13 protein-coding genes are annotated in these 12,168 nt (G+C 43.8%); 5 read left to right on the top strand and 8 right to left on the bottom strand.

From position 1 onward, the window contains the following. Positions 1-2 precede the first annotated feature (2 nt). Complete coding sequence (locus L3V32_RS11560; protein WP_074189931.1) at positions 3-482, top strand: Dps family protein; 480 nt, start codon at positions 3-5, stop codon at positions 480-482. Between the two features lie 98 nt (positions 483-580). Here L3V32_RS11560 and L3V32_RS11555 read toward each other — a convergent pair whose 3' ends face one another. The 5 genes from L3V32_RS11555 to L3V32_RS11535 form a co-directional block, all read right to left on the bottom strand. After that, positions 581-1,201 (bottom strand): HAD family hydrolase, encoded by a 621-nt coding sequence (locus L3V32_RS11555; RefSeq protein ID WP_074189932.1) that lies wholly within the window; start codon positions 1,199-1,201, stop codon positions 581-583. Between the two features lie 142 nt (positions 1,202-1,343). Further along, the gene (locus L3V32_RS11550; RefSeq protein ID WP_237284332.1) at positions 1,344-2,420 is read right to left on the bottom strand and encodes a PQQ-dependent sugar dehydrogenase; all 1,077 of its coding nucleotides are present in this window, start codon (positions 2,418-2,420) and stop codon (positions 1,344-1,346) included. A 138-nt stretch (positions 2,421-2,558) separates the two neighbouring features. After that, complete coding sequence (gene yiaY, locus L3V32_RS11545) at positions 2,559-3,707, bottom strand: L-threonine dehydrogenase (protein WP_237284331.1); 1,149 nt, start codon at positions 3,705-3,707, stop codon at positions 2,559-2,561. Positions 3,708-4,040: 333 nt separating this feature from the next. Beyond that, positions 4,041-4,691, bottom strand: a complete 651-nt coding sequence (elbB, locus tag L3V32_RS11540; protein ID WP_237284330.1) for an isoprenoid biosynthesis glyoxalase ElbB — start codon at positions 4,689-4,691, stop codon at positions 4,041-4,043. 12 nt (positions 4,692-4,703) lie between these two features. Then, positions 4,704-4,853 carry a hypothetical protein gene (locus tag L3V32_RS11535; protein ID WP_006742043.1) on the bottom strand — a complete coding sequence of 50 codons (150 nt, stop codon included), beginning with the start codon at positions 4,851-4,853 and terminating at the stop codon, positions 4,704-4,706. A gap of 120 nt (positions 4,854-4,973) precedes the next feature. Between L3V32_RS11535 and yddG the strand changes: the two genes are divergently transcribed. Continuing rightward, entirely contained in the window at positions 4,974-5,876 is a 903-nt protein-coding gene (gene yddG / locus L3V32_RS11530; protein ID WP_237284329.1) for an aromatic amino acid DMT transporter YddG, read from the top strand. A gap of 89 nt (positions 5,877-5,965) precedes the next feature. Here the strand turns inward: yddG and L3V32_RS11525 are convergent, their stop codons facing one another. Next, the gene (locus L3V32_RS11525; RefSeq protein WP_237284328.1) at positions 5,966-6,862 is read right to left on the bottom strand and encodes a cation diffusion facilitator family transporter; all 897 of its coding nucleotides are present in this window, start codon (positions 6,860-6,862) and stop codon (positions 5,966-5,968) included. 176 nt (positions 6,863-7,038) lie between these two features. Continuing rightward, positions 7,039-7,917, bottom strand: a complete 879-nt coding sequence (locus L3V32_RS11520) for a LysR family transcriptional regulator (protein WP_006742040.1) — start codon at positions 7,915-7,917, stop codon at positions 7,039-7,041. A 171-nt stretch (positions 7,918-8,088) separates the two neighbouring features. On the opposite strand from L3V32_RS11520, the gene L3V32_RS11515 reads away from it, so the two are divergent. Next, a complete protein-coding gene (locus L3V32_RS11515; protein ID WP_006742039.1) occupies positions 8,089-8,664 on the top strand; it encodes a class I SAM-dependent methyltransferase in 576 nt (191 codons plus the stop codon). Positions 8,665-8,819: 155 nt separating this feature from the next. On the opposite strand, the gene L3V32_RS11510 is transcribed toward L3V32_RS11515, so the two are convergent. Beyond that, positions 8,820-10,793 carry an acetoacetate--CoA ligase gene (locus tag L3V32_RS11510; RefSeq protein WP_237284327.1) on the bottom strand — a complete coding sequence of 658 codons (1,974 nt, stop codon included), beginning with the start codon at positions 10,791-10,793 and terminating at the stop codon, positions 8,820-8,822. 222 nt (positions 10,794-11,015) lie between these two features. On the opposite strand from L3V32_RS11510, the gene phhA reads away from it, so the two are divergent. Next, positions 11,016-11,810: a phenylalanine 4-monooxygenase gene (gene phhA, locus L3V32_RS11505; RefSeq protein WP_005391119.1), complete on the top strand. Its 795-nt coding sequence runs from the start codon at positions 11,016-11,018 to the stop codon at positions 11,808-11,810. After that, entirely contained in the window at positions 11,800-12,138 is a 339-nt protein-coding gene (locus tag L3V32_RS11500; protein ID WP_104970144.1) for a 4a-hydroxytetrahydrobiopterin dehydratase, read from the top strand. Before phhA ends, L3V32_RS11500 begins: the two co-directional genes overlap by 11 nt. Positions 12,139-12,168 lie beyond the last annotated feature (30 nt).

The raw sequence follows: 12,168 nt of genomic DNA, 5'->3' as shown, positions 1-12,168 counted from the left end.
TTATGAACAAACAAGTAAGCCTAATTGGTCTAGACAGCGAACAATCAGCACAACTAGCTCAACAGCTAAATCAACTGCTAGCGCATTACCAAGTGTTGTATATGAACTCTCGCGGTTACCACTGGAACATTAAAGGTGCGCAATTCTTCGAACTGCACGTAAAATTTGAAGAGATCTACACTGATCTGCAAACAAAAATCGATGAGCTTGCAGAGCGTATTCTAACTTTGGGTCATACGCCAGCGCACGCATTCAGCAACTACTTGGAAGCAAGTGAAATTAAAGAACATCAAAACGCGACTTCTGGTGAGGAGTGTGTACAAGGTCTGGTTCAAGGCTTTAGCGTTCTACTTCTAAAACAGCGTGAGATTCTACAAAACGCGGGTGAAGCAGGCGATGAAGGTACCGCGGCATTGATGGGTGACTACATCCGTGAGCAAGAAAAATTAATGTGGATGCTTAACGCTTACCTACAAGGCTAAGCGACGCATCGCCCAAGCACTCACTTGGGAAGGCATAAATAAGTCGGGAATAAGTCAAAGGAGCACGCGAGTGCTCCTTTGTTTATGAAAGTACCTAGTTAGTCGTGAATGTGCTTAAAAGACTGAAAATGTTCGAGTAAATCGGTCAGTTCTGTTACAGCAAGAGAGGCGGAGTCGTGGAATTGTGCAGTCGTATTGTGGTGAACAAGGCAGGATGGCATTTGGGCGTTGTATGCGGCTTGTAGGTCATAAAGGAAATCGCCCACATAAAGTACTTCATCTGGCATTAATCGCCACTCTTTAGCTAGGACTTGGAGTGATAAAGGATCAGGTTTTGCTGGGTAGCATTCACGAGTGAGGACATGTTCAACATTAATTCGGTTATGTTCCAACTTACGCTGCGTAGCGATCAAACAGTTGCGCGTTACTATCGCGGTTTTAACTTTATGCTGATGTAAGTATGCCAAAAGCTCGTGGCAACCCAGCATCGGAGATGACTGCTCGGCATCAGAAATTTCATGATCAAAGATAACATTATGGGCATGCTCTCTCTGATGTGGATGGTCAAGCTTATCAACAAAATCCAATAAATCTTCGTTTTGTGGACAGCCTAGTTGCTGACGAAGATCTTTGAAGTTCATATCGGAGCTGACGAGCGTATTGTCTAAGTCGAAAATAACGGCTTTGACTCTTTCAAGTTTTAATGGAAAAGGAACCATGATGACCTCGTACGACTTAAACCAAGCTATCTTTCTAAAAACAAAAGGTTATTGTTAATTTTAGATTCAAACGTGTTACTTGTACGAAAATAAATCACTGATACGTCACAAATTAAATAGTCTCAATAATGTTGGTGTTTGATTACTTCTCTTCAAGACGGAAAATTTTGCCTGTATCTGTTGAAAAATAGACATAGCCATCCGGACTGATGGTAATATCTCTGACTCGCTCGCCAAGATTCTCCATCAATCTTTTTGATTCGGTGAGCTTGCCATTCTCAATAGAAACCACGTTGATGTGCGCCAGCTTCAAGGCACCGGCGAGGATTTTTCCATCCAACTCTGGGTACTTATCACCACGATACACCACCATATTGCTTGGCGCGATAGACGGAATATAAACCAACTTTGGGTCTTCCATATTCGGTAAGCTTTTCGCTTCTCCAACGTCTAACGGTCCCCAATACTCTTTACCCTGAGAGACTTTTGCCCAGCCGTAGTTTGCACCTTTCCTAATCAGGTTGATTTCATCACCACCACGAGGGCCATGCTCAATCGACCAAAGTAGTTTTGTTGCTTCGTCGTAAAACATGCCTTGTGGGTTGCGGTGCCCGTAACTCCATATTTCAGGGCGAGCCTCAGAAGTCTTGAATGGATTATCTTGTGGTACCGAGCCATCAAGGTTGAGGCGAAGAATAGTGCCTGCATGGGTTTGAGTGTCTTGCCCATTATCACGTTCGCCACGGTCCCCAATTGAGAAGTAAACCTTGTCATCGACAAACGCAATACGGCTGCCGTAATGACGGCTGGTGTCCGTGATTGCGTCGGCGACAAAGACGTCTTTCCAATCCACAAGTTGATTGTTTTTCAATTGTGCGGTCGCTAAGGCCACAGTATTTCCTTTATCGGTACGTTTGCTGTAAGTAAAGAAAAGTTGTGGATTTTGTGGAGCGGTATTCGGCACTAGAGCTACATCTAATAAACCAGCTTGCCCACTGGTGTTCACATTCGGTACTTTGAAGAGGGTTTGCTGTTTTCCCGACGCAATATTAAGTAATGAAACGGTGCCGTTTTTTTCATTCACGATCATTTGTTGCTTATCGAGAAATTCAATTCCCCATGGGATTTGAAACCCATTGGCAACCTCATTGGCACGATAGTCCGCAGCATCGATAGAAAAAGCTAGGCAAGCGAGTAGGGTCGCAGTGATAGTTCTCATGGTTCCTTCCAATATGAATCCAAGATACTTAAAAGCTAACACTAAAAGAGGATGTTTGGCAGGGTATGCGAATATAAAAAATCCCCAATACGAGATCGGGGATTGAATTAAGACTAGAGAATTGTTTACTTAGCGAGCCTACATCGCTTCTTCGAAGATCTTAGAGATCTCTTCGTGCGTTGCTTGTTTCGGGTTAGTGAAACCACAAGCGTCTTTTAGCGCGTTGTCCGCTAAGGTTGGGATATCTTCTAGCTTCGCACCAAGCTCTTTAATGCCTGATGGGATGCCGACATCTTTAGCAAGCTCAACGATAGCATCAATGGCCGCCGCAGCACCTTGCTCTGCTGACATACCTTCAACATCAACACCCATTGCTTTAGCAACGTCACGTAAACGCTCTGGACATACTTGCGCATTGTAACGTTGTACGTGAGGTAGAAGAATTGCGTTACATACACCGTGTGGTAGGTCGTAGAAGCCGCCTAGTTGGTGCGCCATTGCGTGAACGTAACCAAGAGATGCGTTGTTGAATGCCATACCTGCCATGAACTGTGCGTATGCCATTTGCTCTCGAGCTTCAAGGTTTTCACCGTTTTTCACTGCTGTGCGAAGGTGAGTTTGAATCAGTTCAATTGCTTTGATTGCTACCGCGTCAGTGATTGGTGTCGCAGCGATAGATACGTAAGCTTCAATCGCATGTGTTAGCGCATCCATACCTGTTGCGGCAGTAAGAGACGCAGGTTTAGCAAGCATCAATTCAGGATCATTCACTGACATCAATGGTGTTGTGTGTTTGTCCACAATCGCCATCTTAATGTGGCGCTCTTCATCTGTGATGATGCAGAAACGTGTCATTTCAGAAGCAGTACCAGCCGTTGTGTTGATTGATACGAGAGGCAGCATTGGTTTTGCGGATTGGTCAACGCCTTCGTAATCGCCGATCTTGCCGCCGTTTGACGCCACTAAAGCGATACCTTTTGCACAATCGTGCGGTGAGCCGCCTCCGAGTGAGATAACGAAGTCACATTCGTTTTCTTTTAGTAAAGCTAAGCCATCATTAACGTTGGTGATAGTAGGGTTTGGTTGAGTGCCATCGTACACAACGGTTGCTACGTCGCGTTCAGTGAGAAGGTCTTGAACTTGTTTGACTACACCGATTTGGTTAAGGATCTTATCCGTAACGATCAAACCTTTTTTAAAGCCTTGAGATTGGATGCTGTCTGCTGCGTCTTTTAAACAACCAGCGCCCATTAGGTTTACCGTAGGGATAAAAAATGCACTTGTCATATTGGATAGCTCCGTCGTTATTTTTAATAATCTTTCTTAATTTGCCATTTACTGTCGCACACTCGTTTCCAGATTGAAGTTGATCTGAAGCAAGTTTACCTATTTAGAGGTATTTGCAAGAGAAAAACTGTGACAGTGATCTTGTTGCACAGCATATAGGTGCAACACAGATATAAAGTAGAACAAATATGAAACCAGTGACGCAATCGATTGGCAAAAATTGATATCTAATACGGATATATCTCTAAATTAGACTAAAGTATAAAAAATCCCCATTAATAACTTAACTATCAATGGGGATGGGAGGTAGGTTTATAAGTTATCTATCAATAATTAGGCAATTTCAATCAGCTTTGATACTAACTTTTCGATACCTGATGCCGCTTGAGAGATATTCTCTGCCAACATATAAGCTGGGGTTGATAGAACGAGGTGTGTTTCATCAAAAACGATATCCTCGACAGAGCAAGTGATGTGCTCACCGCCCATTTGATTAAATGCTATCGAGATCGCTTCATCGTTGCCTACGGTGCCTTTCACGCCTTGATCATAAATCATCGGAATAATGACAGGTGAAATACACAGATAACCTGCTGGCTTTTTCGCATAAGCGAATGCGCGACATGCTTGAGCTACGTGTGTATTAATCGAGCACTCAGCTCCTGATACTGCGAAGTCAGTGAGGTTTTTAGCGGCACCAAAACCGCCAGGTAAGAGTAGGGCATCAAACTCATCTGGGTTTAATCTTGCAACATCATCAATATTGCCACGTGCAAGGCGTGCAGATTCCACCAACACATTTCGTGTTTCGTCCATCTCTTCGCCAGTTAGATGATTAATCACGTGTAATTGATCGATGTTAGGAGCAAAGCAATGCCATGATGCACCTTCTTTTTCAATGGCATGGAGTGCTAATACGGCTTCATGTAGTTCTGTGCCATCGTAAACACCTGAACCACTGAAGATAACTGCGACTTTTTTCATTTGAGAATTCCTTTAGTCTGAGGTTTCCGTTTGTTGCTCTGTTTCTTTTAGATGTTGAGTGCTCGAATCAGTTTCGGCGATTTCGCTATCGTCGTCTTCTTCATCATAGTAGCGCACAACAAAAGGTGTAAGCATAACACTCGAGGGCAGAAAATGTTTCATATCGACTCCAACTGCGTAATGGAGTGATTTTTATACTGATTTTTATAAAACAGTACGTTGAACCTGATCATTTTTGAGTTAAGCTGATGTTTCCTTTGGCATTCGTGAGTGGTAGGTCACATGAAATCAGTGCAATTTCGTTTCACACTTTATGGTTGTATTGCCATCCTCTCTTGGAGTTGTTTACTTGGCATTGCCAGGTTGGTTACCGAGAGCCTAGGTCCCGTGGGCGGGGCGGCCATGTTGTACTCTCTCAGTTCTATTTTCCTTCTTATCGTAGTTGGTATTCCGAAGTTATCGTACTTTTCTCCAAAGTATCTCATGCTTGGTGGCGCGATGTTCGTTTGCTATGAAATATTTCTCGCTTTATCTCTGGGATATTCCAACTCGCGTGCGCAGGCTATTGAAGTGTCGATTGTCAATTACCTTTGGCCAGCACTCACCGTTTTGTTTGCGGTTTTAGGCAGTAACAAAAAAACAAACTTGCTGCTTTATCCAGCGGTTGCGCTGGCGTTTATTGGAGTCGCGTGGACGGTGAGTGGTGAGAATGGCTTATCCGTTACTCAGATTATGTCCAATGTCAGTAGTAACCCTTTGGTGTACTTTATGGCTTTCGCAGGAGCAGTTATATGGGCCTTTTATTGTAATTTAACCCAAAGGCAGCAATCCAAACATAACGCGATTACGTTGTTTTTCATTGCTACTGCTGTTTCGTTATGGATGAAATATGCGTTTGCTGATGAGCCAGAGATGACTTTTTCATGGGAAGCAATGGGCTACCTTTTTGCTTCTGCGGCGTTGATGGCTGGTGGTTATGGTTTGTGGAACATCGCGATTGTTGGCGGAAACATGGTCTTTCTTGCGACACTTTCTTACTTTACGCCCATTTTCTCTGCGCTATTTTCTTCCATTATTCTTGGTGTGACGTTGAGTCCGAGTTTTTGGCAGGGGGTTGTGATGGTTACGGTGGGCTCTTTGCTTTGTTGGGTAGTCACCAAGGAGAAGCGTGAAGCAGCAGGTTAAACCAAAATTATCTGATTTTGTTTTTGCGCTGTATGCTCAAATGACAGAAAGAAAAAGCTCCCTCGGTCGGGAGCTTTTTCTTTCGTGTTCTAACAGTTTGCGACGTTTAAATGGAGTTGCAGTTTGAATCTGTGCTTCGACAGACGTTTCGTTAACTGAGTGCGAGTTTGTTCCAACTTATCTAATGCGATGGTGTCGTCATCGACGTGCAAATCGATGTTAATACGAAGCTCTTGGCCCACTTTAGTGATACCCGCTAACTTCAGCTGGTGGTCAGATGTTTTTTCTATCTCTAGTACATCATTGCCAACGACCTGACATAGCTCTTTGCTTGGTGTCATCATTAGTAGCTCACGTAGTGCACCAACCAACATATCAAAAGGAACTTTCAGAAAGTAGAAGCCCATTAGCACCATCATCATAGGATCGGCATAAACCGCATATTCAGCGAATGGCGTTAGTGATACAACCCAAGCAGCAACAAATCCTACCGTCACCGCTACACTTAATAGCGTATCCATCTGCCACTGTTTTTTCTCTGCTTCAATCAAGCCTGATGAGAAGCGACGGTTGCGTTTAGCCATAAACCACCAGGCGTAACCACAACCGATGACGTTTACGATGCCGAATAGAGTGGCAATAGAAGCATCGACTTCACGGCCTCCGGACATCAATGCTGAAATTGCAGAGTAAAGAGAAAAGCTTACAACCACTAAAATAACAGCCGCTTTTATCGCAATAACGATTGGCTCTAAGACCGCTTTTCCAAATGGGAATACAGATTTTGAGGGCTTGTTAATATAGTAGGAAGCGGCCAGTGACAATAAAGTTAACAGTAAGCTGACCAAAGAGTAAACACCGTCAAAAACGATGACAATTGATCCTACAAGCAAGCCAAGTACCATACCACCAGCAGCGAACCCAGATGCTAAAAGGGCTGAAATGGTTAGAATACGGTTTTCGTTTTTGCTTGTCCTGTCACACATAAAAGATGCCTTTAAATTTTAATACCTTACTATTCTTCTCGCATAAGGTAATTTAGGCAACCACTAAGTGAGCAGGTTCTAATCTAAAAAGTTGCGTTTTTGTTTATGTTCTTATAAAACAATAACTTGCTGCATGATCTTGGTGCCAATAAAATTGGCGCTCACTGATAAAATGTTTAGAAGTCAAATAAATACTCGCTCAATTTATCCGCTAACCATGTCATTGCTGGGTGCTCAGTTTGACCGTTAGGTGAAAACATACAGTAGTCTTCTTGTGTCAATCCGTATGTATGCTTGATAACGGCGAGCTTTTGCTGGCGAAGGTAATGGCGGATTAATGGTTCTGGCAGTACACCCCAAGCGTCTTCTTCTAAGATGGTGTTAAGCATGTAGTCAAAACTTGAAAAGCCAATGTATCGAGTCGAGAAAGGCTGCAGTTCAGGGTTGTCTTTCTCATTTAGGTACACCATCAATGCTTGCATCTGACTGCGTAGATCTTCGTCTGAGACTCGGCGCATCTTACTTAGGCGATGTTCCGCACTGCATACTGACATCATACGTATCTTGCCTAGCGGGTTATACACGATACGAGGATCGTCGACGCGCTCATAATCAACACCAAAGGCAAAATCCACTTGATGGGTACTAACTAAGTTGGCCAAGTCGCCACTGGATGCCAAGATTAAGTTGAAGGTTGTGGAAGGGAAGCGGTTATTCAGTGTATGAGAAAGCTCCTGCCAGAGATCATCAGGCAAGGAGTCGTCACGTGCAACCCAAACTTCCGCGTTAAAACCTTCCGAGATTTGAGCACAGGTTTTTCTTATCCGCTGTGCGATGATAAGTAGGTGTTCGCAATCTTTGTAAATGGCTTTCCCAGCTTCAGAGAGAGTGAGCTGGTTGCCAGTTCGGGTAAACAACTCAACGTTGAGATCTTTCTCTAAAGCCTTAATCGACATACTGAGTTTGGTGCGATTACAATCGAGTTGCCTCGCTGCTTCAGAAACAGAACCACACTCAGCGATGGTGCAGAAGGCTTCTACTTGAGTTAAGTTCATGATTTGACACAACCAATAAATGAATTCAAATAATTTGGGTATTATGCAGATATGCTCCCAAAGCCGTGAAAGATTATCGAAAAAAACGCGAATCCGCCAGATAAGTCTATGGTCTTTTAACGGTTTTGCGGTAATCTATGTGGGTTACAAAAAGTGAACATGGAGGCCACGATGGCACAAGATTGGGACGGCTTAGCAAAAAACTGGGAATCAAATCCAGCAACAGAGCAATTTGCGCAGTCGGTGTTTGAGCAGTTACAACAGCTAACTCAGCTTGATGGCATTAAAGTACTAGATTTTGGATGCGGAACAGGGCAGTTAAGTCAACGATTGTCACCGATGGTTAAAGACATCGTAGCATTAGACGCATCGGAAGCCATGATTGAAGAACTCGATAAAAAAGAGCTTGCCAATGTAGAACCTGTCGTAGATGCATTGTCTCGCGGCTTGGTCGCTCAGCATCCAGCGTTTCGTGGACAGTTTGACCTAGTAGTTGCATCGTCAGTTTTAGCGTTTGTGGAAGACTTAGACGCGTCATTAAAAATCTCGCATTCTTTACTTAACCACGGCGGTTACTTTGTTCATTTTGATTGGATTGCAGAATCTGAACAAGACGGTTTTACCCTAGCGAAGTCTAAACGTGCTTTGAAAGATGCAGGTTTTACTGAGGTGGAATCGCAACACGTTTTTGACATTACATCTGACGGTAAAACGATGTCGGTATTAATGGGGCTTGGTCGCCGTTAAGACTTAATAAAGAACACCACATGATAAAAGCGAGCTACCTAGCTCGCTTTTTTCTTATCGGTTGAGGGTATGTACCCAAGTTAACCTCACTTGTTCTTCAACCTGTCGCTGCGGGTGTACGCAAAGTGGTTCTCTAACAACCAAGTGTTTTGAGGTTATTTTGGGGCGACTATCCTGCGTATCTCCTCCAACACTTCAGGATTGGCTATTGCGCCTAAATTTTCTACACTCCGATTGTTAACGACTTGCTTAACGGCTAACTCAACCAGTTTTCCCGAACGGGTCTTAGGTATATCGCTTATTGCGTAAATTGCACTAGGTACATGTCTTGGAGAACATGCAGATTTTAGCTGTGCTTTGATGGAGGCGATCATCTCGTCGTTGAGCTCTATCCCTTTCATTAATTGGACAAACAGCCATATTTTTTCGTTGCGATCGACTTCTTTTCCTACTGCGATGGAATCTAGAATACCGTCTATACTGTTCACTTGCTGATAGATTTCGGCCGTGCCGATTCTTACGCCACCGGGATTCAACGTGGTATCACTTCGACCATAAAACACGTATCCACCAACGCTGGTTTGTTCAACATCGTCGCCGTGGTGCCAAATATTGTCGAACTTATCCCAATAAGCACGATGGTATCTCTCCCCGGTGTCGTTCCAAAAGCCAGAGGGGAAGTTGGGCAATGAATTGGCACAAACCAACTCACCGCGCTCTCCGATTACGCTATTACCCTGCGGGTTAAAGACTCTGACATCGACCCCTAATCCCGCTGATTGGCACTCTCCTCGATAAATGGGAGAAATAGGGTTGCCTAACACAAAGCAGCCACAAATGTCTGTCCCGCCTGAGATCGATGCGAGGTGGACATCTTCTTTAATGTGCTGATAGACATAATCAAACTGTTCTGGATACAGAACTGAGCCCGTTGAGCAAATGGTTTTCAGACTTGGAAATGCATCACTTTTCGGCGGAGAAAAAGAAACTTTTTCCAATGCCTCTAGGTATTTCGCCGAAGTTCCAAACAGCGTCACTTCGGCTTGTTCAGCGAGGTCCCAAAGCACGTTATGAGTGGGATAAACAGGGCTACCATCAAAAATTACTAAACATGCGCCGCTCGCGAGTGAAGAAACGTGCCAGTTCCACATCATCCAGCCACAGGTCGTGTAATAAAACACTCTGTCGTTCGGTTGGATGTCGCAATGCAGTTGATGCTCTTTCAAATGGTTAAGCACTGTTCCGCCGACGGAATGAACGATGCATTTCGGTTTGCCTGTCGTGCCTGAAGAATAGAGCACAAATAGCGGATCGTTAAAATTAACACGAGTAAAAGTCAGCGCTTCAGGTGTGTATTGATTCAGGACGTTTTGCCAATCTTGAGTGCAGACGTCGCATTCAAAAATGTGTGGTTTCAGGTAGCTAATTTGGCAAACCTGTTTAAGACCATCAAGATGATCCGCAATATGCTGGTTTTTCTCAGACATATCGAAAGTTTTGCCATTGAATGTATAGCCATCACAAGTAAACAGGATTTTAGGTTTCACTTGACCAAAGCGCTCCAAAACGCTTTCAACGCCAAAATCAGGTGAGGTAGAAGTCCAGGTTGCCCCTAAACTGGTGGTTGCTAACATGGCTATCACCGTTTGAGGTAAGTGAGGCAAATAGCCAGCGACGACATCACCTTGCTTGATTCCACATTCTTTCAACCATTGCTGGACACTCGAAACTTCTTCACACAATTGTTTCCATGTGTAGGTTTGCTTTTCTTCACGTTCATTTTCAAACCAAATCGCGAGATCATCGGGTTGGTGACACGCGTAGGTTAGCAAGTTTTCTGCGTAGTTAATTTGTGCGTTTGGGAACCATTTTATGTCTCTATTTTCGACGGGTTGCTGCCAGCGACTTTCTGCTTGCTCCTTTACGGTCTCTCCTTGAGTACCAATGACGTCGCAGAATAACCAGACTTCTTGCCAAAATTTTTCCACATGATCGAGCGACCATTGATGCAGATCGGCGAAGTTTTCAATGGTATTTCCTTGTCGATTAATGTGTTCAATAAACTGTGTGATGTTGGCTTCTTCGATACGACTTTCGCTCGGTTGCCATACTTTGCTGCTCTCGCGCATAGGTCCCTCTATAACAAAGTGGTAACAGATTTTAGTTTGAGAGGAATACACGATAAAGTCAAACAAGCTAGATATTATATCGTGTCATAAAAATCATGCAGTTACGATGCGTTGTAAACAATATATTACATCGAGTCGATACTGAGAAAATCGTGTAGGGATTGGAAGCTCTTAAGACTGAAGATAGGCTTAATGTAAAGGATTTGTTAATGGAGATGTGCCATGACTCAGTATCGTTCTAAACCCGTAAACCAGGAAGGCAGGGTTGAATGGAGCCGTGAAGAAGACGCCATTTGGCGAGATTTGGTAACACGACAAATGGGTGTGATCCAAAACAGAGCTTGTAAGGCTTATTTACACGGTTTAACGCTGCTTGATTTACCTCAAGACCGCGTTCCTCAATTGCCAGAAATTAATCGTGTCCTGATGGAGACAACAGGTTGGCAAGTGGAGCCCGTTCCTGCGCTTATTGACTTCGACCGTTTTTTTAATCTGCTCGGTAATAAGCGCTTTCCCGTCGCCACATTCTTGCGTACCAGAGAAGAGTTCGATTACTTGCAAGAGCCGGATTTCTTCCATGAAATATTTGGTCATTGTGCGATGTTAACCAACCCAGATTTTGCTGCATTTACCGAACATTATGGTCAACTAGGGCAAGCCGCTACCCCAAAACAAAGAGCCTATCTCGCTCGCCTCTACTGGTTTACCGTAGAGTTTGGCTTGGTGAAAGAAGGGGACAAAACCAAAATTTACGGTGGTGGTATTCTCTCATCTCCTGGCGAAACCCTCTACGCATTAGAGAGTGATGTAGCAATTCGCGACCCATTTGAATTACAAACTGTGCTGAGAACGCCTTATCGTATCGACATCATGCAACCGAAGTACTACGTGATTGATGACTTTTCTCAGCTCTTTAAAATCAGTCAGTTAAATTTATTGAAACAAGCCGATCTAGCGATTGAAGCTGGACTGCTTCCTCCACTTTTTGAACCAAAGGAACCTGCTCATGTTGAATGAACAAAAATGCGAAGCTTGTAGTATCGATGCCATTGCACTAAGCAAAGAAGAACAACAATCTCTGCTGCTGCAATTGTCTGATTGGCAGATCATTGAAAGAGAAGACATACCTCAACTAGAAAAGGTGTATAAATTTAAGAACTTCAAACAAGCATGGGCTTTCAGTAACAAAATCGCGGAACTGGCAGAAGATGAGTTCCACCATCCTTCTATTTTGTTGGAGTGGGGTAAGGTCACCGTAACGTGGTGGAGTCACTCGATCAAAGGTCTGCATAAAAACGATTTTATCTGCGCATCAAAGTGTGATGCGCTAGCATCGAAAGAGTAGGACATTACCTCACACAAAAACGCCCGGCTT

Origin of the sequence: Vibrio sp. J2-4, from assembly GCF_021728155.1 — a bacterium.
GTDB lineage: Bacteria > Pseudomonadota > Gammaproteobacteria > Enterobacterales > Vibrionaceae > Vibrio > Vibrio diabolicus.
The sequence above is the reverse complement of the archived record's forward strand: the minus strand, read 5'-3'. Positions and strand labels throughout refer to the sequence as shown.

Bases quoted from the DNA above. Each gene is read 5' to 3' on its own strand.
- L3V32_RS11560 (WP_074189931.1), top strand. From the start codon at position 3: ATGAACAAACAAGTAAGCCTAATTGGTCTAGACAGCGAACAATCAGCA.
- L3V32_RS11555 (WP_074189932.1), bottom strand. From the start codon at position 1,201: ATGGTTCCTTTTCCATTAAAACTTGAAAGAGTCAAAGCCGTTATTTTC.
- L3V32_RS11550 (WP_237284332.1), bottom strand. From the start codon at position 2,420: ATGAGAACTATCACTGCGACCCTACTCGCTTGCCTAGCTTTTTCTATC.
- yiaY (WP_237284331.1), bottom strand. From the start codon at position 3,707: ATGACAAGTGCATTTTTTATCCCTACGGTAAACCTAATGGGCGCTGGT.
- elbB (WP_237284330.1), bottom strand. From the start codon at position 4,691: ATGAAAAAAGTCGCAGTTATCTTCAGTGGTTCAGGTGTTTACGATGGC.
- L3V32_RS11535 (WP_006742043.1), bottom strand. From the start codon at position 4,853: ATGAAACATTTTCTGCCCTCGAGTGTTATGCTTACACCTTTTGTTGTG.
- yddG (WP_237284329.1), top strand. From the start codon at position 4,974: ATGAAATCAGTGCAATTTCGTTTCACACTTTATGGTTGTATTGCCATC.
- L3V32_RS11525 (WP_237284328.1), bottom strand. From the start codon at position 6,862: ATGTGTGACAGGACAAGCAAAAACGAAAACCGTATTCTAACCATTTCA.
- L3V32_RS11520 (WP_006742040.1), bottom strand. From the start codon at position 7,917: ATGAACTTAACTCAAGTAGAAGCCTTCTGCACCATCGCTGAGTGTGGT.
- L3V32_RS11515 (WP_006742039.1), top strand. From the start codon at position 8,089: ATGGCACAAGATTGGGACGGCTTAGCAAAAAACTGGGAATCAAATCCA.
- L3V32_RS11510 (WP_237284327.1), bottom strand. From the start codon at position 10,793: ATGCGCGAGAGCAGCAAAGTATGGCAACCGAGCGAAAGTCGTATCGAA.
- phhA (WP_005391119.1), top strand. From the start codon at position 11,016: ATGACTCAGTATCGTTCTAAACCCGTAAACCAGGAAGGCAGGGTTGAA.
- L3V32_RS11500 (WP_104970144.1), top strand. From the start codon at position 11,800: ATGTTGAATGAACAAAAATGCGAAGCTTGTAGTATCGATGCCATTGCA.